This window comes from Halovalidus salilacus (assembly GCF_031852275.1).
GTDB classification, from domain to species: domain Archaea; phylum Halobacteriota; class Halobacteria; order Halobacteriales; family Natrialbaceae; genus Halovalidus; species Halovalidus salilacus.
In genome coordinates, this window is the sequence record NZ_CP134700.1 from 2,483,254 (window position 1) to 2,509,456 (window position 26,203).

Annotated in this window: 24 protein-coding genes and 1 pseudogene; 17 read left to right on the forward strand and 8 right to left on the reverse strand. The window is 63.8% G+C overall.

Features of this window, described 5'->3' with window-relative positions; all coding sequences use genetic code 11:
• Positions 1-5: 5 nt before the first annotated feature.
• The gene (ilvA, locus tag RJT68_RS12275; protein ID WP_407036849.1) at positions 6-1,244 is read left to right on the forward strand and encodes a threonine ammonia-lyase; all 1,239 of its coding nucleotides are present in this window, start codon (positions 6-8) and stop codon (positions 1,242-1,244) included.
• A 458-nt stretch (positions 1,245-1,702) separates the two neighbouring features.
• A complete protein-coding gene (locus RJT68_RS12280) occupies positions 1,703-3,334 on the forward strand; it encodes a BCCT family transporter (protein WP_407036850.1) in 1,632 nt (543 codons plus the stop codon).
• 255 nt (positions 3,335-3,589) lie between these two features.
• Here the strand turns inward: RJT68_RS12280 and RJT68_RS12285 are convergent, their stop codons facing one another.
• A complete protein-coding gene (locus tag RJT68_RS12285; protein WP_407036851.1) occupies positions 3,590-4,333 on the reverse strand; it encodes an SDR family NAD(P)-dependent oxidoreductase in 744 nt (247 codons plus the stop codon).
• Between the two features lie 114 nt (positions 4,334-4,447).
• On the opposite strand from RJT68_RS12285, the gene glyA reads away from it, so the two are divergent.
• The 6 genes from glyA to RJT68_RS12315 all read left to right on the forward strand — a co-directional run bounded on the left by glyA (position 4,448) and on the right by RJT68_RS12315 (position 10,131).
• On the forward strand, positions 4,448-5,704 hold the full coding sequence (glyA, locus tag RJT68_RS12290) for a serine hydroxymethyltransferase (RefSeq protein ID WP_407036852.1): 1,257 nt from the start codon (positions 4,448-4,450) through the stop codon (positions 5,702-5,704).
• Between the two features lie 125 nt (positions 5,705-5,829).
• Positions 5,830-6,831 carry an arsenic resistance protein gene (locus RJT68_RS12295; protein ID WP_407036853.1) on the forward strand — a complete coding sequence of 334 codons (1,002 nt, stop codon included), beginning with the start codon at positions 5,830-5,832 and terminating at the stop codon, positions 6,829-6,831.
• A gap of 80 nt (positions 6,832-6,911) precedes the next feature.
• A complete protein-coding gene (locus tag RJT68_RS12300) occupies positions 6,912-7,745 on the forward strand; it encodes a helix-turn-helix transcriptional regulator (RefSeq protein WP_407036854.1) in 834 nt (277 codons plus the stop codon).
• Positions 7,746-8,027: 282 nt separating this feature from the next.
• On the forward strand, positions 8,028-8,576 hold the full coding sequence (locus RJT68_RS12305; RefSeq protein ID WP_407036855.1) for an OsmC family protein: 549 nt from the start codon (positions 8,028-8,030) through the stop codon (positions 8,574-8,576).
• Between the two features lie 14 nt (positions 8,577-8,590).
• Positions 8,591-9,361, forward strand: a complete 771-nt coding sequence (locus RJT68_RS12310; protein WP_407036856.1) for a methyltransferase domain-containing protein — start codon at positions 8,591-8,593, stop codon at positions 9,359-9,361.
• Positions 9,362-9,408: 47 nt separating this feature from the next.
• Positions 9,409-10,131 (forward strand): ZIP family metal transporter, encoded by a 723-nt coding sequence (locus tag RJT68_RS12315; protein ID WP_407036857.1) that lies wholly within the window; start codon positions 9,409-9,411, stop codon positions 10,129-10,131.
• A 776-nt stretch (positions 10,132-10,907) separates the two neighbouring features.
• Here RJT68_RS12315 and RJT68_RS12320 read toward each other — a convergent pair.
• A complete protein-coding gene (locus RJT68_RS12320; RefSeq protein ID WP_407036858.1) occupies positions 10,908-11,843 on the reverse strand; it encodes a helix-turn-helix transcriptional regulator in 936 nt (311 codons plus the stop codon).
• A 149-nt stretch (positions 11,844-11,992) separates the two neighbouring features.
• Between RJT68_RS12320 and RJT68_RS12325 the strand changes: the two genes are divergently transcribed.
• Genes RJT68_RS12325 through RJT68_RS12335 form a run of 3 tightly spaced genes read left to right on the forward strand, consistent with a single transcriptional unit; the run spans position 11,993 to position 14,683 of the window.
• The gene (locus RJT68_RS12325; protein WP_407036859.1) at positions 11,993-13,429 is read left to right on the forward strand and encodes an FAD-binding oxidoreductase; all 1,437 of its coding nucleotides are present in this window, start codon (positions 11,993-11,995) and stop codon (positions 13,427-13,429) included.
• Positions 13,422-13,691 (forward strand): DUF7512 family protein, encoded by a 270-nt coding sequence (locus RJT68_RS12330; protein WP_407036860.1) that lies wholly within the window; start codon positions 13,422-13,424, stop codon positions 13,689-13,691. Before RJT68_RS12325 ends, RJT68_RS12330 begins: the two co-directional genes overlap by 8 nt.
• Positions 13,688-14,683: a sulfite exporter TauE/SafE family protein gene (locus RJT68_RS12335; protein ID WP_407036861.1), complete on the forward strand. Its 996-nt coding sequence runs from the start codon at positions 13,688-13,690 to the stop codon at positions 14,681-14,683. The genes RJT68_RS12330 and RJT68_RS12335 overlap by 4 nt, the downstream gene beginning before the upstream one ends.
• Before the next feature lie 91 nt (positions 14,684-14,774).
• Here RJT68_RS12335 and RJT68_RS12340 read toward each other — a convergent pair whose 3' ends face one another.
• The 4 genes and pseudogenes from RJT68_RS12340 to RJT68_RS12355 all read right to left on the reverse strand — a co-directional run bounded on the left by RJT68_RS12340 (position 14,775) and on the right by RJT68_RS12355 (position 17,605).
• The gene (locus tag RJT68_RS12340; RefSeq protein ID WP_407040367.1) at positions 14,775-15,638 is read right to left on the reverse strand and encodes a hypothetical protein; all 864 of its coding nucleotides are present in this window, start codon (positions 15,636-15,638) and stop codon (positions 14,775-14,777) included.
• A gap of 210 nt (positions 15,639-15,848) precedes the next feature.
• Entirely contained in the window at positions 15,849-16,406 is a 558-nt protein-coding gene (locus RJT68_RS12345) for a sugar O-acetyltransferase (RefSeq protein ID WP_407040368.1), read from the reverse strand.
• Between the two features lie 114 nt (positions 16,407-16,520).
• Positions 16,521-16,832 (reverse strand): annotated as a pseudogene (locus tag RJT68_RS12350) (DUF7344 domain-containing protein); the annotation flags it as partial.
• Between the two features lie 116 nt (positions 16,833-16,948).
• A complete protein-coding gene (locus tag RJT68_RS12355; protein WP_407040369.1) occupies positions 16,949-17,605 on the reverse strand; it encodes a helix-turn-helix domain-containing protein in 657 nt (218 codons plus the stop codon).
• Between the two features lie 477 nt (positions 17,606-18,082).
• Between RJT68_RS12355 and RJT68_RS12360 the strand changes: the two genes are divergently transcribed.
• The 6 genes from RJT68_RS12360 (at position 18,083) to RJT68_RS12385 (ending at position 24,742) form a co-directional block, all read left to right on the forward strand.
• The gene (locus RJT68_RS12360) at positions 18,083-20,041 is read left to right on the forward strand and encodes an MEDS domain-containing protein (protein ID WP_407036863.1); all 1,959 of its coding nucleotides are present in this window, start codon (positions 18,083-18,085) and stop codon (positions 20,039-20,041) included.
• A gap of 18 nt (positions 20,042-20,059) precedes the next feature.
• On the forward strand, positions 20,060-20,497 hold the full coding sequence (locus tag RJT68_RS12365; RefSeq protein ID WP_407036864.1) for a response regulator: 438 nt from the start codon (positions 20,060-20,062) through the stop codon (positions 20,495-20,497).
• Positions 20,498-20,618: 121 nt separating this feature from the next.
• Positions 20,619-22,280 carry a GAF domain-containing sensor histidine kinase gene (locus RJT68_RS12370; protein WP_407036865.1) on the forward strand — a complete coding sequence of 554 codons (1,662 nt, stop codon included), beginning with the start codon at positions 20,619-20,621 and terminating at the stop codon, positions 22,278-22,280.
• Positions 22,281-22,864: 584 nt separating this feature from the next.
• Positions 22,865-23,851, forward strand: a complete 987-nt coding sequence (locus RJT68_RS12375; protein WP_407036866.1) for an alpha/beta fold hydrolase — start codon at positions 22,865-22,867, stop codon at positions 23,849-23,851.
• Positions 23,852-24,113: 262 nt separating this feature from the next.
• Positions 24,114-24,359: an AbrB/MazE/SpoVT family DNA-binding domain-containing protein gene (locus RJT68_RS12380; RefSeq protein WP_407036867.1), complete on the forward strand. Its 246-nt coding sequence runs from the start codon at positions 24,114-24,116 to the stop codon at positions 24,357-24,359.
• Positions 24,356-24,742, forward strand: coding sequence for a PIN domain-containing protein (locus tag RJT68_RS12385; RefSeq protein WP_407036868.1), 387 nt, complete (start codon positions 24,356-24,358; stop codon positions 24,740-24,742). The genes RJT68_RS12380 and RJT68_RS12385 overlap by 4 nt, the downstream gene beginning before the upstream one ends.
• A gap of 119 nt (positions 24,743-24,861) precedes the next feature.
• Here RJT68_RS12385 and RJT68_RS12390 read toward each other — a convergent pair whose 3' ends face one another.
• Together RJT68_RS12390 and RJT68_RS12395 are read right to left on the reverse strand one after the other, a co-directional pair.
• Positions 24,862-25,182 carry a chorismate mutase gene (locus RJT68_RS12390; RefSeq protein WP_407036869.1) on the reverse strand — a complete coding sequence of 107 codons (321 nt, stop codon included), beginning with the start codon at positions 25,180-25,182 and terminating at the stop codon, positions 24,862-24,864.
• 56 nt (positions 25,183-25,238) lie between these two features.
• The gene (locus tag RJT68_RS12395) at positions 25,239-26,111 is read right to left on the reverse strand and encodes a shikimate kinase (protein WP_407036870.1); all 873 of its coding nucleotides are present in this window, start codon (positions 26,109-26,111) and stop codon (positions 25,239-25,241) included.
• Between the last annotated feature and the right edge of the window lie 92 nt (positions 26,112-26,203).

Consider the following 26,203-nt stretch of genomic DNA (forward strand, 5'->3'; position numbering starts at 1 on the left):
CGAGAATGACCGAGAGCCAGAACGTCGACGCCGTCTCGTTCGACGACATCGAGGCCGCCCGCGAGCGCCTCGACGACGAGACGGTCGTCAAGCGAACGCCGGTGGAGCGGAGCACGTCGCTCGACGCGATGACCGGCGGGGAGGTCCACCTGAAGATGGAACACCTCCAGTGGACGGGGTCGTTCAAGACCCGCGGCGCGTACAACAAGATCTCGCGGTGCCTCGAGGAGGGCGACGTCGGGCGCGTCGTGGCCGCGAGCGCGGGCAACCACGCCCAGGGGGTCGCTCTCGCGGCGACGACCCTCGGCGTCGACGCGACGATCGTCATGCCGAAGGGCGCGCCGCAGGCGAAGGTCGACGCGACCCGCGGCTACGGCGCGGACGTCGAACTCGTCGGCGCCGACTTTCGGGAGGCGATGGCCCACGCCCGGGGTCTCGTCGACGAGGAGACGGAGTTCGTCCACGCCTACGACGATCCCGACATCGTCGCCGGCCAGGGGACCTTGGGGATCGAGATGTACGAGGACCTTCCCGAGGTGGACACGGTCGTCGTTCCGATCGGCGGCGGCGGGCTCATCTCCGGGATCGCGACCGCGTTCGCCGAGCACTCGCCGGAGACGCGGATCGTCGGGGTGCAGGCGGCGGGCGCCGCGACCGTTCCCGACAGCCTCCGAAAGGGCGATCCCGTCTCGCTCGAGTCGGTGAACACGATCGCCGACGGCATCGCCACGGGCGGAATCTCCGATGTGACGCTCTCGCTGATCGAGGCGCACGTCGACGAGGTGGTGACCGTCACCGACGGCGAGATCGCCCGGGCGGTCCTGCTGTTGCTGGAGCGGGCCAAGCAGGTGGTCGAGGGGGCCGGAGCGGCCTCGGTGGCCGCGATCCTGAGCGACGAACTCGACGTCCGCGGCGAGACCGTGATGCCCCTCCTGAGCGGCGGCAACCTCGACATGACGATGTTGCAGACCGTCCTCGTTCACGCGCTGACCGACCGCGAACAGCTGTTGCGCCTGCGCGTCCGGATCACCGACCGCCCGGGGAAGATGGAGGAGGTGTCGGGGATCATCGCCGAACACGGCGCGAACATCCGGGCGGTTCAGCACGATCGGTCCGCGCCCGAACTGGACGTCGGCGAGGCGTACCTCGTGTTCCAGGTCGAGACCAGCGGGTCCTCCCAGTCGCGGGAGATCATCAGAACGGTCCGCGACCACGGGTACGAGGTGCGACACGTCAACGCGTGATACGCAGCCGTCCGCACAAGCGGCGGGCGACCGCGAAAGGTCCCGTGCGAACGACGTCAGTGGGTCGTCGTCCGAGTGCGGGTGACCAGTTCCCCCCCTCGTTTTCTCCGATGCTTCCCCGCTTCAACCCGGCTCTCACACGCTCGTAGTCGCCACCTCGGCGGCCCGTGACTCGATCCGTTTCGGCGGTCCAGGACTCGGCTCGACGGGTCACGGTCCGATTCGATTCGCGGTTCACGGCTGGACCGCGCTCGAGCGAACCGCACCCGTTCGGCCGGTCGTTTATAAGCGGCACAGTTGATTAAGATGAATCTTGATGGAGGAGGTTGTGGTTTCGTGCCATGACAGACGATGTCATTCACACTCAACCGGTTCGGGGGCGGAGCAACGCTTCTTGAACGGCGATCCCGGGCGGACGTCGGGGGACTCCGACTCCCGACGGCGGGGGGTGATCCGCGATGAGCGAAGGCGACTCGGGTGGGAAGTTCGGGACGTTCCTCGAGGAACTCGACTACACGGTCTTCGGGATCGGGTTCGTCGTGACCGCGGTGGTCGTCGCCGCGTTCCTGCTCCGACCCGACGCGGCGTTCGATCGCATGGAAGGGATCAACGGGTTCCTCTGGGAATCGCTCGGCTGGGCCTACCTCGTCTCCATGTTCCTGCTGGTGGCGTTCGTCATCTACCTGATCTTCGGCCCCTGGGGAAACATCAAACTCGGCGACGAGGACGCGGAACCGGAGTTCAGCTTCTTCTCGTACTTCGCGATGCTGTACTCCGCCGGGATCGCCGCCGGCATCGTCTTCTGGGGGCCGGCGGAGGCGATCTTCCACTACTCCACGCCTTCTCCCCTGTCGAACGCCGAAGCCGAATCGACGGTGGCCGCCGTCGACGCGCTCCAGTACACGTTCTTCCACTGGGGACTCTCGGCGTGGTCGGCGTACGTGATCGTGGCGATTCCGATCGCGTACTTCGCCTACCGGCGGGACGCGCCGATGCGGATCTCGACCATCATCGGCCCCATCGTCGGCTTCGACAACCTCGACGGCCCCTGGGCCAAACTCGTCGACGTCCTCGCGGTGTTCGCGACGATCGGCGGCATCGCGACCACGCTCGGACTGGTCGGCCGGCAGTTCCTCGTCGGCCTCGAGTACACCGGCGGCGTCTCCCTGGGGGACACCGGAACGGTCCTCGTCATCACCGGCCTGACGATCGCGTTCACCCTGTCCGTCGCGCTCGGGGTCGAGCGGGGCATCCTCCGGGTGTCGCTGTTCAACATGGGCCTGTTCGCGATCGTGACCGCGGCCGTGTTCATCCTCGGACCGACGGTCTACATCGTGACCGTCGGCACCCAGGCTCTCGGCGGGTACATCAACGAGTTCGTCACGATGAGCCTCTACCTCGGTGCCGGCGAGTCCGGCGGGGCCGGTGCCGACGGCGATTTCGTCGGCGCCTGGACGATCTTCTACTGGGCGTGGTGGTTCTCGTGGGCGCCGTTCGTCGGCCTCTTCATCGCACGCATCTCCCGCGGACGGACCGTCCGACAGGTCGCGACGACCGGCGTCCTCGCGTCGACGGCCGTTACCGTCCCCTGGTTCGCCACCATGGGCGGGACCTCGATCTACATGCAGGCGACCGGCCAGGCGGACATCCTGGGAACGCTCGAGTCGTGGGCCTACGACGAGGCGGTCGCGGGGTACCCCCTGTTCGAGGCGCTCCCCGCCGGCGAGTTGCTGACGATCCTCTTTCTCGTCCTGGTGACGACGTTCTTCGTCACGTCGGCGGACTCCTCGACGCTCGCGCTGGCGATGCTGACCACCGGCGGGAAGGACGAGCCGTCGACGATCAACCGCGTCATCTGGGGCGGGCTCATGGGCGCGCTCGCCTCGCTGCTGATGGTCGGCGGCGGGACGGAGGCCCTCCAGCAGGCGGCCATCATCGCGGGCGGCCCGTTCGCGATCGTCACCCTGATCGCCGCCGCGGTCATGATCTCGACGTTCGGCGGCAGGCGGTCGGTCTTCCTCGAGGAGCAGGAACAGGAGCAGGACTCCCACCCCGCCTCCTCGGGCGCCGTCGGTACGGAGGACGATTGACGCGTCGTCACCGACCGCTATCGCGTCCCCGCTTCGTCCGCGCACTCGGCCTTCCACACTCGGTCCGATTCTTCACGGAGGTCGCGAATCGAGCGCTCGCCCGCGGAAGCCGCGATCGAAAGACAGTTCCGACCGACAGCATCGACGTCGGTCGCGCGCCACGGCCGAGACGGGACGCCCCCGCTCGCGCGTCGGAATCCGACTTCGGCGGTGGCCGTCACCCGGCCGCCGCGGGCCCCGTCGCTCGCCCGGTCGTCACTCGAGGGTTCGTTCCCACTCCCGGGCCGTCTTCGACTCGCCGGTGATGCCGTCCGGTCCCTGGGAGGCGAGCAACACCGCGGCCTCGTCCATCGCGTCCGGACCGAGGATCTCAGCGCGCTCGCGATCCGGGAGGTGGTCCCAGAAGCCGGTGTCGACGCGTCCGCCGGGGTCGACGGCGTTGACGGTGATCCCGTCTTCCTCGAGTTCCATCGCCAGCGTCCGGGTCAGCCCCTCGAGGCCCCACTTGGAGGCGACGTAGGGCGACCAGCCGGCTGCGGCGCGCCGGCCGAGCCCCGACGAGACGTTGATGACGGTTCCCCTGCCCGCCTCACGCATGTGCGGAACGGCGGCCTTCGAACAGCGGTAGACGCCGGAGAGGTTGACGTCGAGGATCAGTTCCCAGTCGGCCTCGTCGACGTCGACCAGGTCCCGTCGCTCGTCGTAGAGGCTGAGCAGGCCGATCGCGGCGTTGTTGACGAGGCCGGTGAGCTCGCCGAAGGTCTCGACGGCGGCGTCAACCGCGGCCTCGACCTCGTCGCGCTCGGTGACGTCGGCCGGCGCGACGAGGACCTCGCCGGCTCCGGACGCGGCGTCGTTCGCGACCGCCTCGAGGTCGTCTCTGCTGCGGGCGACCAGAACGACGTTGGCGCCTTCCTCGGCGAACCTCGACGCCATCGACCGGCCGAGCCCTCGGCTCGCGCCGGTGACGATGATCGTTTCGTCGGTGAGTCGACTCATGGGTGAGCGTCGGGTTCGGACCGAGGACGCATAGTCGTGGGCGGTCGCGGCCGGTTTGAATGGGTCGATAACCTGCGACCAAGATACATGGTTCGCGTTTCCGATACCACCAGTATGCCAGACCCTCTCACGGAAACGGATCCGGCTGTTTCGGAAGCGATCGCGGGCGAGCGCGAGCGCCAGGAGTCCACGCTCGAGATGATCGCGAGCGAGAACCACGCGTCGGAGGCGGTGCTGGCCGCGCAGGGATCGGTCCTGACCAACAAGTACGCCGAGGGGTACCCCGGCGCCCGCTACTACGGCGGGTGCGAACACGTCGACGAGGTCGAACGGATCGCGATCGACCGCGCCAGTAGACTGTGGGGCGGCGACCACGTCAACGTCCAGCCCCACTCCGGGACGGGAGCGAACATGGGCGTCTACTTCGCCGTCCTCGAGCCCGGAGACCGGATCCTCTCGCTGGACCTGAGCCACGGCGGCCACCTGAGCCACGGCCACCACGTCAACTTCTCCGGACAGCTGTACGAGGTGGAATCCTACGAGGTCGACCCCGACACCGGCTACGTCGACTACGACGCCCTCGCCGCGCAGGCCGAGGCGTTCGATCCGGACCTGATCGTCAGCGGATCCTCCGCGTACCCGCGCGAATTCGAGTGGGAACGCATCGGCGAGATCGCGACGTCGGTGGACGCCTATCACCTCGCGGACATGGCCCACATCACGGGACTGGTGGCCGCGGGCGTCCACTCGAGTCCGGTCCCCCACGCCGATTTCGTCACCGGAAGCACCCACAAGACGATCCGCTCCGGCCGCGGCGGCGTGATCATCTGCGACGAGGCGCCCGCCGACGACGTCGACTCGGCGGTGTTCCCGGGCAGTCAGGGCGGTCCGCTGATGCACAACATCGCGGGGAAAGCGGTCGGGTTCGGCGAGGCCCTCGAACCCGAGTTCGGCGCCTACGCTCGCTCGACGGTCGAGAACGCGAAGGCGCTGGCCGACGCGTTTCGCGACCGCGGCCTGTCGCTCGTCTCCGGCGGGACCGACAAGCACCTCGTGCTCGTCGACCTTCGGGACTCCCACGTCGACCTGACCGGGAAGGAGGCCGAGGAGACGCTCGCCGAGACCGGGATCGTCGTCAACAAGAACACCGTCCCCGGCGAGACGCGCTCGCCGTTCGTCACGAGCGGCATCCGCGTTGGGACGCCCGCGCTGACGACGCGCGGCTTCGGCGTCGAGGAGACCGATCGCGTCGCCCACCTCCTCGTCGACGCCCTCGAGTCGCCCGACGACGACGCCGAACTCGAGCGGATCGCCGCCGACGTGGACGACCTCTGTGCGACGTATCCGGTGTACCGCGACGGGGGAAGCTAGGACGGGCGAGCGCGAAGACTGCGACGGCGGAGACGACGCCGCTCTCGAGGGGGATCCCGCCGCGGCCGTGACGCGCGACCGGCGACCGACGATCGTTTCACCGCGGGTCGCGAACCGACCGGTAGATGGACGCGAAGCGCCGGCTTCACCGCCACCAGGTCGTCGTCTACGCGCTCGCCGTTTTCCTCGCTGCCGGCCTCGGAGTCGGTCGGCCGACCGCGGCGACGGGGTTCGAGCGGTTTATCGACCCGGTGTTGGCCGTCCTCCTCTACGTCACCTTCCTCGAGATTCCGTTCGCCCGACTCCGCCGCGCGGTTCGCAACGGGCGGTTCGTCGCGGCGTCGCTGGGGATGAACTTCCTCGTCGTGCCCGTCGTCGTCTGGGGCCTCACCCGATTCCTCCCTCCGCGGTCCGCCGTTCTGGTCGGCGCGCTCATGGTCCTGCTGACGCCGTGTATCGACTACGTCATCACCTTCACCGAACTCGCCGGCGGCGACGCCGAACAGATCACCGCGACGACGCCGGCCCTGATGCTCGTCCAACTCCTGTTGCTCCCTGCGTACCTCTGGCTGTTCGTGGGGCCGGGGGTCGCCGACGCGATCGATCCGGGACCGTTCGTCGAGGCCTTCCTGACGTTGATCGCCTTCCCCCTGACGCTCGCGTGGCTCACCGAACTGTGGGCGGAGCGATCGCGGAGGGGCGACGCGTGGCAGGAGGCGATGGGGTGGCTCCCCGTTCCGACGACGGGCGCGACCCTGTTCGTCGTCGTCGCGTCGCAACTCCCTCGAGTGCGGGACTCGTTCGAGGAAATCGCGGCCGTCGTTCCGGTGTACGTGGCCTTCCTCGTCATCATGCCGGCGCTCGGACGACTCGCGGCGGGAGCCCTCCGGATGGACGTCGGCGAGAGTCGGGCGCTCGTGTTCACCTCCGTGACCCGTAACTCGCTGGTCGTCCTGCCGCTCGCGCTCGCCCTCCCCGAGGGGTATCGGCTGGCCCCCGCCGTCGTCGTGACGCAAACGCTCGTCGAACTGGTCGGGATGGTCGCGCTCACCCGCGTCGTGCCGACGTGGCTCGTCCCGGAGTCGTTCGGCTCCCGCTCTGGGGTCGCTCCAGCGGACGACGATTGAAGGAATCCGGACGGCGCTTCGACCGCGGACCGTCGTACCGACGACCGAACGATTATATCGGCGGTGTGCGTACCATAACCATGCTACCGCGCACCACGAGCACGCCGCTCGACGACGTCGAATTCCTCGCGCGGTCGGACCACCGCGTCACCGCGCTCGGCGCACTGGCCCGGCGTCCCCAGAGCCGAGCGGATCTCCTGGCGATGACCGGCGTCTCCCAGTCCACGATCGGACGGACGCTGCGCGCGTTCGAAGAGAGACGCTGGATCAGCAGGAACGGACAGTATTACGAGGCGACGCAACTGGGGGCGTTCGTCGCCGCGGGGATGCGAGACCTGATCGATCGCCTCGAGACCGAGCGAACGCTCCGCGACGTCTGGCGGTGGCTTCCGAACGAGGCCGACGGCTTCACCGTCGACGCGGTGGCCGACGCGGTCGTGACGGTCGCCGAGGCCGACGACCCGTACCGCCCGGTGACCCGATTCAGGTCCCTGCTTCGGGGAACGAACCGGTTCCGGTTCGTCGGATTCGACCTGGCCCTGCTCGATCTCTGCGCGGACGACCTCTGCGACCGAATCGTCGACGGCATGGACGCGGAGATCATCGATCCGCCGAGCGTCGTCGCCCACGTCCGTTCCACCTACCCGGAGCGGTTCGCCGCGGCCCTCGAGAGCGGTAACCTCACTGTTCGAGTCCACGACGACTTACCGGCTTACGGCGTCGGACGCTTCGACGACCGCATCGCGATCGCCGGCTACAACTCCGCCAGCGGGACGGTCGAGGTGCTGCTCGACACCGACGCACCCGACGCGCTCGAGTGGGTCGAATCGATCTACGTGACGTACCGCCGCGAAGTTCCGACGGTCGCCCTCGAGTCCGACCGCGAAACGACGTCGTGGGCGCCGGGAGCGTAGTCGACGGTCCGTCGACGGGTGCGTGCGCCGAGCGCACCGTCGTCCACGGGAGCCGACCTCGGCGAGGAACGCTGGCGGGGCGCGGATGGTACACCTCGAGAAAGTATCACCTTTCAGCGTCTGCAAAGCGGTCACGGGGTGGGCGAATATCACCAGATACCTCCATGTTCGACTCTCTCGTAGTCTCTGCTCGAGGTCAAGCGGATGACCCGAAGGCAGACGTCACAAAGCGCAGACAGCTCCACGGCTTCTGTACGACGTTCGAAGGAGGACTGAAACACGATGTCAGTACGAAACGGGGTAGACGTAGAACAGCTCGGCGAAGCAGTTGAAGCGATCACTGAAGAACCGGAGAACGGGCGATTCAGGTTCCGGGCGGAAACCGAATGGACCGACGCGCTCCAGTGTGTCACGTCGATCGACGACTTCGACCAGGCCGGGGAACGAATCCACACGCAGGAGTTCAGGATCGAAGGCGACGAACCGGAGCAGATCCTCGGAAAGCGGACGGGTCCAAACGCGGTCGAGCTCCTGCTCGCCGCCCTCGGGTCGTGTCTGAGCGTCGGTTACGCGGCGAACGCCGCCGCGATGGACATCGAACTCGACGAACTTCGGTTCGAAATGGAAGGCGACGTCGACCTCAGGGGGTTCCTCGGCATCTCCGATGACGTCCGCGCCGGGTACGACACCGTGACCTGCACCGCGTACATCGACGCGGATGCGTCCGAGGAGGAACTCGCCGAACTCCGGGAGCGAGTCGAAAAGACGTCACCGTTGATGGATATCATCGCAAACGATGTCGCGCTCGAGACGAACGTGGTGGTCGGCTAACGAGGTGACCGAGAATGGCAACGTCACTCGACGTCGAACGGCTCGAACGCGAAGTCAAGGGCGTGTACCGGGCCGTCGCCGAGACTCCCGGCGAGGAGTACCACTTCGAGATGGGGCGCGAACTGGCCGAGCGACTCGGCTATCCGGAGGCGGATCTCGATCGAGTCCCCGCCGACGCCGTCGAATCCTTCGCCGGGGTGGGGTACCACTTCGATCTCGCCGCCCTCGAGGATGACGACGACGTCCTGGACCTCGGCAGCGGATCGGGGATGGACGTCTTCGTCGCGGCGCTCTCCGTCGAGGACGCCGGGAGCGTGACCGGCCTCGACATGACCGACGAGCAACTGGCGAACGCGCGACGGCTTCGGGACGAGGCCGAACTCGAACGCGTGTCGCTCGAGAAGGGGTACATCGAGGACCTCCCGTTCGAGGACGAGTCGTTCGATGTCGTCGTCTCGAACGGCGTGATCAACCTCTCCGCCGAGAAGGAGCGCGTCTTCGCGGAGACCCGCCGGGTACTCAGACCCGGCGGGCGACTGGCGCTCTCGGACATCATCAGCGAGACGGAGATGCCCGACAGCATCAAGACTAACGCGGATCTCTGGGCGGCGTGCATCGGCGGCGCCGAACAGATCAACGCCTACACGTCGATGATCGAAACCGCCGGCTTCGACGTCCTCGAGGTCAGGGAGAACCCCCAGTACGAGTTCGTCTCCGAGCAGGCCCAGGGGGCGTGCCAGAAGTACGGCGTGAAGAGCGTCTCTCTCGGCGCTCGCAAGCGGTAATCCTTTTTGTCGCGTATCCGACTGTATCGGACGCGAGCGATCGTCGAATGCCCGCCACCTTACTTCAGGCGCTTTCGTACACGATGTTGGCGGTCGTCGCCGCGCTCGTCGGGGGCCTCGTGGCCGTCTACCGAACGCCGGGCCCGCAGATGGAGAGTAACGTCCAGCACTTCGCGGCCGGCGTCGTGTTCGCCGCCGTCGCCGCCGAACTCCTTCCGGACGTTCACACGCGGGCTCCGACCGTGGTCGTCGTCGGGTTCGCGATCGGCGTTCTCGTGATGCTCGGCATCCACCGACTCAGCACGTACGTCGAAAAGCGGGGCATCGGCGGAAAGCTGGCGGGCGCTGCGAGCCTGCTGATCACCGTGAGCATCGACATGGTGATCGACGGCGTCCTGATCGGCGTGACGTTCTTGACGGAGGCGGCCACGGGGATCCTCATCGCGGTGGCGCTCGCGATCGAGGTCCTCTTTCTCGGCGTGACCGGGGTCGTCGCGCTCCCGACGGAGACGAGCACGCCGAAGAAACTCGCCGTCCCCGCCGGGTTCGGGGTCCTACTGCTGAGCGGCGTGACCGCCGGCGTACTCCTGTTCGACGGCGTTTCGGGCGCGCCGATCGCGCTCGTGCTCGCGTTCGGGTCGGCGGCCCTCCTCTATCTGGTGACCGAGGAACTCCTCGTCAAGGCCCAGAAGGTGCCGGAAACGCCGACGTCGACGACGCTGTTCTTCGTCGGGTTTCTCCTCATCTTCCTCCTGGACATGCTCCACTGAGCCCGGTGACGGTCGAAGTACGGGGTTGGCGGTATCCGGGACCCGAAAACGCTGTCGTCGCCGAGATGCTGGGCGCTCGTGCAACGGCCCAGTCGTAACGGATATCGGATGGAGAGGCCTTCGAGGGTCAGTTACTGTCCGCGCTTAGCGTATTGTCGCCGACGGCCTGGAGCGCGGCGGAGGGTTTCGGCCACGCGCCAACCAGAATAGCGACCGCGAACGTGATCAGCGGAAGGGTCCCGAACTCGAGCCACGGTCGTCCGTGGGCGTTCCCGGGACGCGTATTGAACCGCCAGCCGACGACCCCCAAACGTTTATCCGGCGTGAAACACGACTCCCGCACAGGTCAGGTGAACTCGGACCGGTTACCGGGAGTAGTCCGCGAACCGCATCCGCTGCTGTCGTTACACGATACGCATCCACAATGGCATCCACCGACGCCGGGGAACCCCCCGCTGATCGAATCGTGGAGAGAACCGTCCGCGCTCCGCGGGTCGAAACGGTACGGGCGTCCGTTCGACGGTCGCTGACGACCGCTCGGTCGATGATCGGTCGGTACGATCCGCGGTAGTCGAGCGCGTCCGAGAGGCGAGCGATACGACCCGACGGCGGCGACCGATCCACGTCCTTTACTGTGATGGACGGTCGGACGAGCACCTGGTCGTATCGGAGGGACTGTTCGTAATCGGCCCGACGCGCTGGAACTTGCCAACCTGTCACCGACGACGGCACCCTCGAAGGAGCGGACGACCGTCGGAAATCGGAGACGAACGCGTCTAGCGCGTCGAATCGACTCGTTCGTCGAGCGGCGCCGAATCGTTCCTGACGGAGGCGTACACGCGTTCGGCCCACTCGCGTGCGATCGGTTCGTCGGTATCGACGAACACCCCCATGAGTCCCGTCGCCTCGTCGTACCCTCCGATCCCGACGCGGTCGTCGAAAATCGCGAGTCCGTACGGGAGATTCCCGCGCGTCCTGAGGGTGAGGTGGCCGGCCTCGATCGCCCTCCGAGCGCGCTCGGGGTACGTCTCGAAGAGCGTCTCGACGATACCGGGGAGGTAGATGATCTCCGTGTCGGTTTCCTCGAACAGTTGGTGGTGGAACTCGCCCACGGAGAGCGGCGCCATGTGGGTCGTGTTGAACCCGCGGAGCGTCTCCGACTCCCGAACGAGTGCCAGGAACCGCTCGACGGGGCGGAAGGGGTCGTCCGGTTCCGCGACGGTGACCCTCGCGTCCACGAACGGCTCGAGGACGAAGTCCCGGTGATCGTCACAGACCGCCTCGAGGAGGGGCGTCAGTCTGTGTGCGGTGCGCACGTTCGCCTCGAACCGGAGTATCTCCTCCGCGACGGCCGCGCCGCGCCAGGTCAGCCGGAATCTGCCGTCGACCTTCTCGACGAGTTCGCGCTCGTCGAGCCACGCTACGTATCGGTGGCTCGTGGCTCGCGAGATCTCGAGTCGGTCTTCGATCTCCCTCCGGTCGAGCGGTCCCTCCAGTAGTGCCTCGAGGACGGGGCCGTGCCGGACGATGTCGCCGAGGAGGTCCGTGTCGACGCGGTCGCCCGCGGCCTCCAGGCGCTCGCCGAGGTAGCGGCGGTTCCGTTCGTTCTCCAGGATCGCCTCCAGGACCGGCGAGCCGGGCGGCGGACGGTCATCGTTCGGTCGGTCGTCTCGATCGGTGGTCCCGAATCGGTCGTCTCGATCTGGCGCCATGTGCCTCCCTCACTAGAGGGAGGTCCGCACGGATAGTAATCCTATCTCCCACGCGCGTTGAAACCCGTCTCACCGCCTGAAACGGTTTTCTCTCGGCCGAACGCCGCTCGATAGGTGAGGTCAACACCCGAGCCGTCGTTCGGTTTGACATGGAACGACGTACCATCGCCGCCGAGCGGATCGAACGGTTCGAAGCCGGGTTCCACGGCGACCTGATTCGCCCCGGGGACCCCGACTACGACGACGCGCGCGCGGTGTGGAACGGAATGATCGACAGGCGTCCGGCCCTGATCGCTCGGTGTCGAGGCGTGGCCGACGTGGTCGGCGCGGTGAACTTCGCGCGCGAGAACGAACTCCTCGTCGCAATACGTGGCGGCGGCCACAACGTCGCCGGGACCGCCGTCTGCGACGACGGACTCGTCATCGACCTCTCCGAGATGCGGAGCGTCCGGGTGGACCCAGGCGCCCGAACGGCGCGGGTCGAAGCCGGTGCCACGTGGGCGGACGTGGACCACGAAACGCAGGCGTTCGGGCTGGCGACGCCGGGTGGTGCCGTCTCGGAAACGGGCGTGGCGGGACTCGCGCTCGGCGGCGGGCTGGGCCACCTTCGGTGCGAGTACGGCCTCACCTGCGACAACCTCGCGTCCGTCGACCTGGTCACGGCGGACGGCGACTACCTGACCGCCAGCGCGGACGAGCACGAGGACCTCTTCTGGGGGCTTCGCGGCGGTGGCGGCAACTTCGGCGTCGTCACCGACTTCGAGTTCGACCTCCACCCCGTCGGGCCCGAGGTGGCGACGTGTCTGGTGTTCTACCCGGGGGATCGGACGGCCGAGATACTCCGGTCCTACCGCGAGTACGTCGCGTCCGCGCCCGACGAAGTCAGCACGCTCGCCCTGTCGGGCGTGCTGCCCGACGAGGAGCTCTTCGCGGGGGGCGCGGTCGACGAACCCAAGATAGCGATAGCCGGCTGTTACGCGGGATCGATAGCCGATGGCGAGCGCGCACTGGCACCCCTGCGAGAATTCGACGAACCGATCGCCGACGGTAGCGGGCCGATGCCGTACGTGGAGTTCCAGCGACTCTTCGACGAGGAGTACCCCGACGGGATGCGCTACTACTGGAAGTCGCTGTACCTCGACGGCCTGCCGGCGTCCGCCATCGATCGCATCGCCTACTGGGCCGAGGCGGCCCCCTCGCCGCTCTCGACGGTCGACGTCTGGCAGTTAGGCGGCGCGATCGAGCGGGTCGACGCCGAGGACAGCGCGTTCGCGGGACGACACGCACCCTTCCTGCTCGGCGTCGAGGCCAACTGGGAGCGTCCGGAGAACGACGACGACAACGTCCGGTGGGTGCGCGACTGTCTCGAGGACCTGCGCCAGTTCTCGGACGGTTCGGTCTACCTGAACTTCCCGGGATTCCTCGAGGGGGGCGAGGACGTGATGCGAACCACGTTCGGGTCGACGTACGACCGACTGGTCGCGCTGAAAGACGAGTACGATCCGACGAACCTCTTCAGTCTCAACCAGAACGTCGTCCCGTCCGGGGCCGCACGAACCGACGGCGGGGGCGGGACCGATGCGTGACCTCGAGCGCGAAACGGGAGGAGTCCCACGGCGACCGCCGATCGCGAGCGTCGTGCTCGCGGTTTCGCTCGGCGTTCTCCTGGTCGCTGCTGCGGTTCCCGTCGTCCACCGTCCGCTTCCAGTACCGAGCGGAACCCTCCCCGCGCTGGCGATCGTCGGCGTCGTTCTCGCCGAGTCGCTCGCGCTGTACGTCGGGTACGGCGCGCTCGCGGCACTCCTCGAGCCGTCGATTCGTGAGCTCCTCGGTGGTGACTCCGCGTGACGCTCCTCGGGTTGAGCCTCGTAACGATCGCCCTCTTCGTCGGGTTCGGCCTGGTGGTCGGCGTGCTGTTCGGCTTCTTCGGGATGGGTGGATCGTTCCTCGTCACGCCGGCGCTGCTCGTCCTCGGCTACCCGGCAACGGTGGCGGTCGGAAGCGGACTCGCCTTCGTGTTCGGGACGAGCGTCGTGGGCGCGCTCAGACACCGCACGCACGGTCAGATCGACTACACGCTCGCCGCGTCGCTGACGGTGTCGATGACCGTCGGGATCGAAGTCGGAAGACGAGCGGTCGTGGTACTGGACGCGTTCGGGTCGGCCGACCTGGTAATCGGCGTCGCGTACGTCGTCCTCCTCGCCCTCGTCGGCCTGTTCACCCTGCGCGATGCACGCCGCGAGAGCGACGCACGTTCCAGCGTCGATCTCGCCGATCGCGTCCGCGCGTTTGCGTGTCCTCCGATGGTGACGGTGGCCGGCGGCGTCAGGGTGTCGGTCTGGGTTATCCTGGCTCTCGGTGGAGCCGTCGGAACGCTCTCCGGACTTCTCGGCGTCGGTGGCGGATTCCTGTTACTGCCCGCGATGCTGTACGGACTCGGGGTACCCGCCGGCGTCGCCGTCGGAACCGACGTCCTTCAGATCACCGTGTCCGGTGCGTTCGGCACGTTCGTCTACGCGCGTCTCGGCGCGGTTTCCCTCCCCGTCGTCGGTTCGCTGCTCGTGGGAAGCGCGTTCGGCGCTCGCATCGGTGCGGGAGCGTCGACGCTCGTCGAGGAGGACGAGCTCAAGGAGTACTTCGCGGCGGTGCTGCTCGCAGGGAGCCTCGCCGTGGCCCTGGAAACCCTGAGTACGCTGTTCGGCGTTGCTGCGCTCAACACAGCGAGCGTCGTTCTCGTCTTTGGCGCGGCGACCGCAGTGAGCGCCGCGATAGTACGTGCTGCCATCGGACGCGTACGCGCCTCGGCGTCACGAACGCCGAACGCGTTGCGCGCAGAGTGAGTGGACCGAGAGCGGGTAACGAGCGCAAACGCGCCGTCGCCGACGGAAAAGACACGGAGCACCTCGATGGCGGTGTCACGTCGCCCGGTCGTCAGACCTCCGTGTCGTCCACCGCAGTGGAACTCGAGGCTGCAGCGGTGACCTCGGCCCCTGAATCGATCGCGAGGAGGAATCGAACCATCAACCAGAGACCCAGCGCGGTCAACCCACCGAAGATGATGATCTGGGGGTACGGAACCGCCTCCCCGTCGCGAATCATGTAGAACGCCATCGCCAGCACCGCTCCGCCGAGTGTGACTATTTTTGCGAGCAAGACGCCGGTGAACGCGTACCCCCACGCACGGTCGTTCCAGAGCCAGTACGCCGACAGGACGAACGCCGGCACGATGATCCCGAGGTCGAGAGAGTAGATGACGCTCACCGGAAGCCCAGCCTCCTCGATACTCGGTGGCGTCGTTCCCGCGAGAATCGCGGGGAGAATCTCGGAGAACCAGAGAACGCCGACGAGAACGGCCAGCAGGAGCTGGAAACCGACGTACGGTCGGACGGAGGTCTCACCTACCGAGCGTTTGAGTGCGTCAGCGTCGAGCCGAATCATCCCGCCGACGAACGTAAACAGCGTCAGCCACAGCAGCGTCGTATAGACGAGGTACAGTTCGTTGAACGCAGTCATGAACGCGTACGAAGCGTACGTGTACAGCAGATAGCCGGTCACCCCCAACCACACGACGTATGCGTTCAGCGAGCCGCGAGTCGCGTAAACCAACGCAACGGCGAGTGCAGGGACGGCAACGGTGAGCGTGAAGAGATCCTGGCCGTAGATCTGTGGGAGCAGAACCGGTGCGTCACGATAAAAACCGGGGACGAACAGACCGATACCGGTCGCAACGAGGGTCAGAACGAGCGTCAGAAGCGATGCGAGTACGTACGGGCGCGGAAGCGACTGACGTCTCATGTGAACTTTCTCTTGGTAGCAGCCCGTAAGACCGTTCCGTGTCAACGTGTACGAGAGAACCCCCGCCTACAGACGACGGTATCGGGGAACGGGCTCGGTGTGTCGGTCAATACGCGATAGTAGGACCGTCGAGTCCCAACTCCCAGCAGTGTGAATTCGGCGGAAAGGAGGTTAAAATCCGCGTCTTCGGAATCCCGCAGAGACGTCCATTCAATCCAGTTCTCTTACCACTCTTGCCGGATTCCCGCGGACGACGACCCCGTCTGGAACGTCCTCGGTGACGACTGACCCGGACGCGACGACGGCGTTTTCGCCGACCGTCACGCCGGGATTGAGGACCGCTCGGCCGCCGATCCAGACGTTATCGCCGACCGTCACCGGTTTGCCGTACTCCAGCCCGTCGATTCGTTCGGTCGCATCGAGCGGATGCGTTGCCGTATAAATGTGGACGCCCGGTGCGATCTGGCAGTTCTGCCCGATCTCCACCCGACACACGTCCAAGACGACGCAACGGAAGTTGGCGTAGAAGTTCTCACCGACGTGGATGTTGTATCCATAGTCACAGCGAAACGGCGGTTCGATCTCGCAATCTTCGCCGCAAGAGCCGAGCAGTTCCGCTACCAATTCCCGCCGGTCGGTTTGGTCGCGGACCGGCGTGCGATTGTAGCGTTCCGTCAGGTCACGTGCGCGTTCCCGTTCGGCCACAAGTTCGGGGTCGTCTGCGTCGTACAGCTCCCCGTTCAGCATTTTCTCTTTTTCACTAGCCATGGAGATCATGGTTTGGCCGTCCGGGTTATATTCTCCGTCACTTCCTCGATGGCCAGTTTATCCGCTCTTTTTCAGCACACGTACACTGCATCGAAACAGGGACCCGAGACGACCTCACAGTTCGACCGGTAATTGGAGATCCGGATCGGCCTCGATGATCGCGGAGAGCAGCGGTCGCAACTGGTCGAACCGCTCCGTCGGTACTACGTGTTGGCGCTCTGGATCGTATTCGATAACCCCTGCCGACTCTAACTTCGGGATGTGATCGTGAGACAACGCGATGCGAATCTCCGCTAGTAACTCCTCTGAAACCTCCGTAACTGGCGTTCGATGATTGTACTTCAGTATCGCCTTTGAGAGATCGTTCACCGTTAACGAACGGTGTTCTTCCGCGAGTACCGCGCACACGATTCGACGGTGTTGGTCCCGACAGAGGTCGAGTACTGCGTCGAATTCGGTGGAGTCCCCTGCTCATTACGCCCACCGTAGGTAGCCAACCCGGTTGACCCTGTATTTTTAATACCCAAGCCCTTTTTAAGCAGCTATCGAGGGGGAGTCGTGACGTCGGTCAGCGTATTCCCGAGGATCTGTTTGATCCCGCGCCGGAGACGAGAGGCGACGGCTTGCTCTGTGATCCCGAGGTCGGCGCCAATGTCTTCCATCGTCACCTCACGCGGAGATTCAAAGTAGCCGCGGTCGTAGGCGAGCACCAGCGCCTCCTGCTGCTTCTCGGTTAACGCCGCCTCGGTCGTCTCGACCGGCGTGAGCGCGTGTAACTCCGTCAGCGTGATCGGGATGTCCAGCTCTCGACAGCGAGACTGAAAGGCCGCGATGTCGCTTCGATCGTCCCCGCGGATCTCGAACGTCCATCGCTCGTTCGTCCCGACGGCTTCGATAAGTGCGATACTCGTCTCCGTCAGCGTTGTCAGAACGTCGTCGTAACCTACCGCCCACTCCACGCGCAGCAGATACTCGTCCTGGACGGAGTCGACGAATTCGATCCGTTCCACACCCGGATGCTCGGTGAACGCACCCTCGATGTCGTCCACGGCAATCCCTCGAACCCAGAAATACGGGATCACCACGTCGCGCGCGGGGATGATTCGCTCCAGTTCGACCGTCACCCCCGGCAGTTGTTCGAATATGGTTCCAAGAGGGAACTGCTCGGACGGTACTATGAAGGTTGCCTCGGTAGCCATTGGCCGAACTATGGCGTTCTGGCCGTAAAAACCCACAACGAGGCAGCGCAGGCGAGACACGAACCGCCGATATGGTTCAGGTCCCACATTTCGTTACGGTGCGGTAGCCACCTATCGTTCGTCTCAGCAGACATTTTCGACGACGAGGTGACCAGTGTCTCGTATACTCGTCGGCGGGTTCCCGTCGTACTGGCGCTCGACGTGGACCGGGTCCTTTGAGTCGCCAGAGAGGGTCGAATTTGTGGGGGCCACAACCGAGTCACTCAGATGCACTTCACACGCTGCCACGTGTGAGTGCGGGTGCATTCGCAGGGGTCGCCGGCTACACTCTCGAGGGTATCACGGTCGTGTCGATGGTGCGAAAAACGCGAGACAAACCGCTCAGAAAGGTGTGACCCCGCCGTATACCGGATAAGTGCGTGGCATCCTCCATCTCAGTGGGACAATCTTATAGGGTCACCCCAAGTAAAGGCGCTAATGAGTCAACCCGGTGAGCCAAGCAGTAAGCTCGATGTTCTAAGTCTCGATAGCGGGCTTGAAGCGCTTCGCCAGAGCCGAGAGTTTCGTGGACCGGTCGAACCGCTCGACAACCACGACCACTGCAATGACCATTTTGCACTCGTCTACGAAACCAAAGACGAGCTCTTCTCGTCTGCGATTCCGTTCGTCCGTCAGGGGCTCGAGCGGGGCGAGAAGTGCATGTACGTCATCGACGAAAGTACGAAAGAAGAGCTAGAGGCGGCGATGGGGGCGAGTGGGATCGACGTCGATGCCGCCCTCGAATCCGGCGCGCTGGTGTTCAAAACCATTCAGGAGACGTATCTCGAAGGCGGTTACTTCGACACCAACGAAATGATGGGGACGTACGCCGACGCAATCACGGAGGCCACCCGGGAGTTCGAGGCGTTCCGACTCGTCGCCGAGACGTCCTGGATCGTCGACGATAACCTGACGATCGAGGAGTTCATGGAGTACGAAAGTAGGGTGAACGACATCTTCGAGGGTGAGGATGCGATCGCCCTCTGTGTCTACAACCGCGAGAAGTTTCCGTCGGAGGGAATCTGCGATGTCGTACGGGTCCATCCCCACCTCATTCACGACAACACAGTCTGTCACAACTTCTACTACACGCCGCCAGAGGAGTTCTGCGGACCTGCTCGACCGGATCATGAAGTTGACAGAATGCTAGGGACGCTAAAGGAGCGCACCGAAGCGAAAACGGAACTTTCGGAGCACAAACGCTTCCTCCGGGAACTAAACGAGATCACGGGCAGTCCGAACCTCTCCTTCGAGGAGAAACTCGACGCGGTGTTCGAGCTCGGGTGCGAGTGGTTCGATCTCGAACTGGGCGCCCTCAACCAGGTCGACCCAGAGAATGATCGGTTGTGCGTCGAATACATCAGCGGTGAGCACGAGTATTACAAACCCGGCGCTGAGTTCCCCCTGTCACAAACGTACTGTATCGCCGCCGCAGACATTAAAAAGGCCGCCAGCGTCTCAGACCCCACCGAAGAGGGCTACGACGACCTCGCCGTCTACGAGGAGTTCGGAGTCGAGACGTACCTGGGGACCTACATCCCGGTCGAGGACGGCGTTGACAGAACGTTCGCCTTCATCGGCCCCGACTCGCGAACGGAACCGTTCTCCGATGACGACCATGCGTATCTCGAACTGATGGGCCAGTGGGTGAAGTACGAACTCGACCAGCAGCAGTACCAGCAGGATCTCGAAGAGACGGTCTCGAAACTTCAGCAATCGAACGACCGGCTGAAACAGTTCGCGTACGCGGCCTCACACGACCTGCAAGAGCCGCTCCGAATGGTCTCGAGCTATTTGCAACTTCTCGAGAACCGATACAGGGACGACCTCGACGAGCAGGCACAGGAGTACATCGACTTCGCCGTCGACGGCGCCGACAGGATGCGGGCGATGGTTAGCGACCTCCTCTCATTTTCGCGAGTCGAACGAGCCGACGGTGAATTCGAACTCGTCGAGTGTGACGTCGTTCTCGGGCAGGTAGTAGATGATCTCCAAATGAAAATTGAAGAGAACGACGCCGAGATCATCGTGGAGTCGCTCCCGACGGTCCCGGCCGATCGCGAACAACTCGAGCAACTATTCACCAACCTCGTCTCGAACGCTATCAAGTACAACGACAGCGATCCACCGCAGGTGGAAATCGATGCCGAGGAACGACCCGAGTGTTGGGAATTCACGGTCGCCGACAACGGAATCGGGATCGATCCCGACAAGACCGATCGAATCTTCGAAGTCTTCAAGCGACTCCATCACGACGACGAGTATCAGGGAACTGGCATCGGACTTTCGTTGTGCCAGGAGATCGCCGAACACCACGATGGGAAGATCTGGGTCGAGTCCGAGCCCGGGGCAGGATCAACGTTCCACGTTACGCTCCCGAAATCAGCGACGGACTGACGGGGGGTGGAAGGCACCATGGAGGAGATGGATATTCTGGTGGTCGAGGATAATCACGGCGATATTCGCCTGATTGAGCAGGTGTTCGAAGAGAGGGATATCCCGGGAACTTTGCATTCAGTGCAGACCGGAGAAGAAGCACTCAATTGGCTCTCCCGGAGTGATGAATTCGCAGAAGCACCTCGGCCCGAACTCGTCCTCCTGGATTTGAACTTGCCAGCCACTAGCGGACAGACCGTGCTTGAAGAAATCAAGTCCGCCCCGAGCCTGAAGCGGATTCCGGTGATCGTCCTGACCGGTTCCGAGTCTGAAGACGACCTGATCGAGGCGTACGAGGCGTGCGCTAACGCGTGTTTGCGGAAACCCGTCGATCCGGACGAGTTCGCAAACCGAATTCAGGCAGTCGTGGAGTTTTGGCAATCCATCGCGATCCTTCCACCCGTTCCTGAAGGTTGAGAGTACGAGTGACTGGAGAACTCGGGCTTTTTCGAGTCCCTGAAACACATCCGCTGTTGACCGATGAGGACAAGACCGTGAGAGAAGGGTTTAGTACTCCAGGCCCGTTTACGGCGATAACGTGTCCTCGTCGTCAGAGGCGGAGTCGGAGCTTCAGGACCGAATCCGCCAGCAAGAGGTCGTTGCTAACCTCGGCCAACAGGCCCTCGAGGGTGACGACCTCGACCAGTTGATGCACGATGCATCTGCTGCTGTTGCCGAGACGTTGGATACCGAATACTGTAAGGTGCTCGAGGTACTGCCAGGTGGTGACGAGGTCCTTCTTCGAGAGGGTGTCGGCTGGCACGACGGGTTGGTCGGAAACGCAACCGTTTCCACGGATCTGGACTCGCAGGCGGGCTACACGCTCGTCTCCGAAGCGCCGATCTCCGTCGACGATCTCCGAACCGAATCTCGGTTCTCCGGCCCAGATCTACTCATCGATCACGGCGTCATCAGTGGGATCAGTGTCAGTATCGGATCGGTAGAAGACCCGTGGGGCGTGCTCGGAACCCACACGACAGAGCAGCGCGAGTTCACCGAACACGATGCGACGTTTGTCAAGAACGTCGCGAACATTCTCGCGGAGGCGATCGAAAACGAGGAGACGAAACAGAAACTTCGCGAGGAAATCGTCGAGCGTGAGAACCGCGAACGCGAGTTAGCGCGGTTCAAACGGGCGGTCGAAGCGTCCGGCCACGCCATCTACATGACCGACACCGACGGGCAGATCACCTACGTTAATTCCGCATTCGAAGAGATCACGGGATACTCGGTGGACGAGGCGATCGGACGGACGCCGCACATCCTTCAATCCGGAGAACACGACGAAGAGTACTATCGAAAACTCTGGCAGACGGTTTTGGCTGGTGAAGTCTGGGAAGAAGAGATCGTCGACCGCCGAAAGTGCGGCGACCGATATTTTGCCGAGCAGACGATCGCACCGGTGACAGACGAGAACGGTGAGCTCGACCGGTTTATCGCCGTTCACACGGATGTCACCGAACGCAAAGAGCGCGAACGAGCGCTCGAAGCATCCAACGAACGACTCGAGCAGTTCGCCTACGCGGCCTCCCACGACCTCCAAGAACCACTTCGGATGGTGTCGAGCTACCTGACCTTGATCGAAAGGCGATACGGAGATGTCCTCGACAAAGACGGCCAAGAGTTCCTCGAGTTCGCTGTCAACGGCGCCGACCGGATGCGCGAGATGATCGAGGGGTTGCTCCAGTATTCCCGCATCGAGATGGAAGGAAAGCCGCTCAAGCCGGTCGATCTGAACGAGATACTCGAAGATGCCAAGGAGGATCTCAAAATACAGATCGAAGAGACGAACGCCGAGATTACCGCGGAGACGTTACCGAGGGTAGAAGGCGACGCCGGTCAACTCCGACAAGTCTTCCAGAACCTCTTGAGTAACGCAATCGAGTACAGCGGCGATGAATCGCCGCGAATCGACGTTTCCGCCGAACGTGAACGTGATGAGTGGATTATTTCGGTTCGTGACGGAGGAATTGGGATCGACCCGGCTAGCACCGACCGTATCTTCGAAGTCTTCCAGCGACTGCATACGCACGAAGAACACCCTGGCACCGGTATTGGACTCGCGCTCTGCGAGCGGATTGTCGAGCGTCACGGCGGGGAAATCTGGGTCGACTCCGAACCTGGCGAGGGATCGACGTTCTCGTTCCGGTTGCCGACGATTCAGGAGCCAGCGGCGGCAGATGGCTCTGCACACATGTGATCGAATCGTCGCCTCAACGTCGCTCTTCGATTCAGTCCCCAGAGCGTCCATAGAACGGCGTCATCGTTCACCGACCGAGGAATGTAAGACCAACTGCTGAAAGAAGATGTGACTAATTTGGCGGCGATATGCGTTCTGAAATGCCTGGTTTCGACTACCGGTTGCTCCTTTGTTCCACTTTGTTCAGGTGGCTGAAATCCGTAACACATCCTCGTGAGATAAACTCTTCCTGAAGGCCTCAGAGCCGCGAAAACGAGCGATACAGGTTATGAACCGGCATTATATATAAACGGGTGATTGAGGCGGATGATGATGCTTCGGCAAGAGGGTCGTTTCTGGTCATTATCGCAAAGTCAACGGGTACGATAATCCCACGAGATCACCCTTTCGTGGAGGTCGTGATCCAGTGCCTCTGAGTAATCCATCGCCTCCCCTCTTTGCCCTTGTTCATCTCTAAAGGAAGGACGGTAGACTGAAAGTATGGTGGACGTTAACACCCTACATGACGTAGAGGGTAGTTGGTGCGTACGGCGATAGGGCACGGAATGGATGCTGCTGTCGTAACATATGCGCGGAGGATTCAGATGACCACACCAACGGAAGACAATATCGAGACGACCAGCACTCCGCGTGAAGGAAGGGCAACAAGAGACTTTGAGACGGCGCAGCGTCGGCTGTTCGAGGGGACCGATCTTCACACGCAGTCGCGGTTCATCAACCTAGAGAACCCGCGAGTCCGGACGCACGTATTTGAATCAGGCCCCATCGATGACGACCCTCCGTTGGTATTCGTTCACGGCGGGATGTTGTTCGGCGCGTTTTTCGCCCCGCTCATGGCCCAGTTCGATGATACGCGGATGATCGCATTCGACCGACCAGGGTACGGCCTCAGCGACAGGTTCGTATACACCAAAGGGAACATTCGACAGAACGCCAGCGACGTCATCGGTGGCGTCCTCGACGAACTGGGAATCGAACGGGCCGACCTCGTCGGGCAATCCGGCGGTGGCTACGCGAGTATCCAGTTCGCACTCGCCCACCCTGAGCGGGTTCGACGACTCATCCTGATCGGGGCTGTTGCGAACTTCCCGGGGACGCCCCTGCCGGTCCCGTTCAGGCTGATGACGGTCCCCCTACTCAATCACCTGCTACAGCGACTACAAAAGCCGGGGGAGGAGGGGGTCCTCGACTTCTTAGAGCTGGTGGGAGAGCGTGAGGCCATCCAGCGCTACCCTGCATTGATTCGGGCGATGGCTGCTCATCAGGACGTCATCCAGGCACGGGGAGCCGGGATGAGCGAACTCAAAGCCCACTTCTCGATCCGGGGGTGGCGTGCGTCGAGTCGCATCCGTGAGGAAGAGTTACGAAACATCCAGCAGCCAACGTTGGCCATCTGGGGTACCAACGACCCGTTCGGCACACCCGAGGAGGTTCGGGATAGCATCGATCTGATTCCGGACGTTCGACTCGAAACCATGGATTCCGGACACGCGGTCTTTCTCAGGTATCCCGAACGGTGTGCCCAGCTTATCCATGAGATGAGAGAGAGGAACACACACGAGGCCGAATAGTGTATCGCGGTAGTACGTGTTCCCGGTGGTGATCAATGCCTTCCTCTTCCTCCTGCATGAACATCGACGATGCCAGAGGACGCCACTACACTCGAGGTTGTCAGTTAGACGCGATCATCGTTATGCGCTACCGTTTGTCACGCTGAGAAATTTTGTTCAAACGGATGAAATCCACCATACACACTATTGAAACGCTTCGATGGACACCATCAGATATATATTAATGGTAAGATTCTTTGTCCATGGTCACTTAGCCGCATCCATGTCAGCAGAGACGGATGCACAGGGACGGCTATATATCCCAAAGGAGGTGCGCGAGAAGTACGGCCAGAAGTATCACATCGTCATGTACGAGGACAGAATCGAGCTGATCCCGGTCGCGGACGACCCCCTCACCGCTGTCCGGGAGGCTGCAGGCGAACTTCACGATGCCTCGGTCGAAGAAATCCGGGAGGACATCGAGGCGGAGGCGAAAGACGAAGCTGCGGAAGCCGGTGGCGACAGATGACGGTGTACGTCGAGACAGATTTTCTGCTCGCACTTGCCAAAGATACCGATTGGTTACAGAGCTCCGCAGAGGACGCCCTCGTCGAGTATGACGTCGAAACGTCACCGTTCTCGTATCTCGAACTCCTCCTCGCCCGAGAACGGTACGAGTTCGACTACGTTCCGCTGGTGGCAAACCTGCTTGAACTCGTCCCCGTGCGAAACGAGGAGGAGAAACAGGTCGTGCTGAAAGCAGTCAACTACTACGACGAAGGGATGACGCCGTTCGACGCGTTCCACGCGGCGACTGCGGAAACGCGTGGGATGGACGTACTCTCCTCCGAGAATGACTATGAAGAGATCCAGGTCGAACGAGTTCCACTCGAACCAACTGACGAGGAGTAACGACCGAGTTGAATCTTCCGACTGCTAGCCAAGTGCAAAAATTCGCAAGGTGGCGTCGAGAACCGATTCAGTCGCCTACTAGTCCCTTGCTAAAAGTCCCGTAACAGCTGTTCTTTCGGCTATCGACTCTCCCGCTGTTCAACTTTGTTCAGTTCGATCAGCAGTCGAAAGATCGCCTTCACCAGGTTCGCGTCCACGTCGAATTGGTCCGCGTTCTCCCCCGCCCGCTCCATCACGCGCGCTTCCTGTTCCTCGTCGGTCGTCGGCAGCCCCTGAGCATCTTTGACCTGCGCGATCGTGTCGGCGACGTAGGTGCGTCGCGCGATCAACTCCACGATGTCCTGATCGATCTCCTGGATCTCCTGGCGGAGTTCGTCGAGGCTCATCTCGTCGGCCGTTCGGTCCGGTTCGTCGTCCGTCGTGTCGGTGTGCTCTGTCATGTCGATCGTCCCTCACGCGTTCCTGTGTCTCGAGTCGTTCGAGTCGTTCGCGTCGGTCACGCCGTGCGCGTCCCGTCGTTGCGCGTCCGCAGTAACCGCGTCGATCCGTCCCGCTCGCCCCAGCGCTCCTCGAGCGCCGCGAGCGTCTCCCGGTCGCCGACGGCGACGTAGCTCGGCCCGGTCCCCGACAGCGAGACGCCGTCGGCGTCCGGGAGCGCCTCGAGCATCGGTTCGGTCGGGAAGCCGAGCGCGCCGCAGAAGGCGAAGCCGTTGACGGTCATCGCCTCGCCGTACCGGCCCTCGAGGGCGAGTTCGCAGACGAGGTCGGCCATCGGGGCGACGCGCTCGCACGCGGAGACGTCCGCGTCGGCGCTGAACGACCGCTCGGGCGGCGTGTAGACGAGCGCGTGCCAGTCGACGGGTTCGCGCTCGAGCAGCTCGTCGGTTCGGTTGTCGGTGACGGTGACGCCCCCCAGCATGGATGCGCTGGCGTCGTCGAACGCTCCGGTGACCGTTACGCCGGCCTCCCGAGCGGCCTCGACGCCGAGGCGGCAGGCGTCGATGCGGTCGACCGCGTCGGCGATCTGCATCGCGTCGAGCGTCGCCAGCACCGTTGCGTTGGCCGCGGCGCTCGAACTCTTCAACCCGGAGGCCATCGGCACCTCGCTCTCGGTTCGAACCCGGGCGCCGATCGCCTCCGACTCGAGGCCCGCCGTCTCGGCGTACGCTTCGATCGTCGTCGCGGCGCAGCGCTCGATGAGCGTGGTGTCGGCATCGGGCTGGCCCTCGACCGCGCCCTCGATGGCCCCGTCGTCGGTGAGGGTGACGCTGGCCGTCGTCTCGAGGTCGATCGCGAACGCCGACCCGCGGCCGGTTGCGAGCGCGTTGAGTACCGTCCCTGCCGCCGGTGCGACTGCCCGACCGTCCATACGGGGTCTCTCTCGGGAACCTACTTACGGCTAGCGGTCCCGTCGGCTCTCGGCCCGCGAGATCGCAGCCAACGAATTTGTCGGTCGAGGAC

Bases quoted from the DNA above. Each gene is read 5' to 3' on its own strand.
- RJT68_RS12395 (WP_407036870.1), bottom strand. From the start codon at position 26,111: ATGGACGGTCGGGCAGTCGCACCGGCGGCAGGGACGGTACTCAACGCG.
- RJT68_RS12320 (WP_407036858.1), bottom strand. From the start codon at position 11,843: ATGGCGCCAGATCGAGACGACCGATTCGGGACCACCGATCGAGACGAC.
- RJT68_RS12365 (WP_407036864.1), top strand. From the start codon at position 20,060: ATGGAGGAGATGGATATTCTGGTGGTCGAGGATAATCACGGCGATATT.
- ilvA (WP_407036849.1), top strand. From the start codon at position 6: ATGACCGAGAGCCAGAACGTCGACGCCGTCTCGTTCGACGACATCGAG.
- RJT68_RS12330 (WP_407036860.1), top strand. From the start codon at position 13,422: ATGCGTGACCTCGAGCGCGAAACGGGAGGAGTCCCACGGCGACCGCCG.
- RJT68_RS12325 (WP_407036859.1), top strand. From the start codon at position 11,993: ATGGAACGACGTACCATCGCCGCCGAGCGGATCGAACGGTTCGAAGCC.
- RJT68_RS12340 (WP_407040367.1), bottom strand. From the start codon at position 15,638: ATGAGACGTCAGTCGCTTCCGCGCCCGTACGTACTCGCATCGCTTCTG.
- RJT68_RS12305 (WP_407036855.1), top strand. From the start codon at position 8,028: ATGTCAGTACGAAACGGGGTAGACGTAGAACAGCTCGGCGAAGCAGTT.
- RJT68_RS12300 (WP_407036854.1), top strand. From the start codon at position 6,912: ATGCTACCGCGCACCACGAGCACGCCGCTCGACGACGTCGAATTCCTC.
- glyA (WP_407036852.1), top strand. From the start codon at position 4,448: ATGCCAGACCCTCTCACGGAAACGGATCCGGCTGTTTCGGAAGCGATC.
- RJT68_RS12380 (WP_407036867.1), top strand. From the start codon at position 24,114: ATGTCAGCAGAGACGGATGCACAGGGACGGCTATATATCCCAAAGGAG.
- RJT68_RS12310 (WP_407036856.1), top strand. From the start codon at position 8,591: ATGGCAACGTCACTCGACGTCGAACGGCTCGAACGCGAAGTCAAGGGC.
- RJT68_RS12385 (WP_407036868.1), top strand. From the start codon at position 24,356: ATGACGGTGTACGTCGAGACAGATTTTCTGCTCGCACTTGCCAAAGAT.
- RJT68_RS12295 (WP_407036853.1), top strand. From the start codon at position 5,830: ATGGACGCGAAGCGCCGGCTTCACCGCCACCAGGTCGTCGTCTACGCG.
- RJT68_RS12280 (WP_407036850.1), top strand. From the start codon at position 1,703: ATGAGCGAAGGCGACTCGGGTGGGAAGTTCGGGACGTTCCTCGAGGAA.
- RJT68_RS12315 (WP_407036857.1), top strand. From the start codon at position 9,409: ATGCCCGCCACCTTACTTCAGGCGCTTTCGTACACGATGTTGGCGGTC.
- RJT68_RS12285 (WP_407036851.1), bottom strand. From the start codon at position 4,333: ATGAGTCGACTCACCGACGAAACGATCATCGTCACCGGCGCGAGCCGA.
- RJT68_RS12345 (WP_407040368.1), bottom strand. From the start codon at position 16,406: ATGGCTAGTGAAAAAGAGAAAATGCTGAACGGGGAGCTGTACGACGCA.
- RJT68_RS12375 (WP_407036866.1), top strand. From the start codon at position 22,865: ATGACCACACCAACGGAAGACAATATCGAGACGACCAGCACTCCGCGT.
- RJT68_RS12390 (WP_407036869.1), bottom strand. From the start codon at position 25,182: ATGACAGAGCACACCGACACGACGGACGACGAACCGGACCGAACGGCC.
- RJT68_RS12355 (WP_407040369.1), bottom strand. From the start codon at position 17,605: ATGGCTACCGAGGCAACCTTCATAGTACCGTCCGAGCAGTTCCCTCTT.
- RJT68_RS12360 (WP_407036863.1), top strand. From the start codon at position 18,083: ATGAGTCAACCCGGTGAGCCAAGCAGTAAGCTCGATGTTCTAAGTCTC.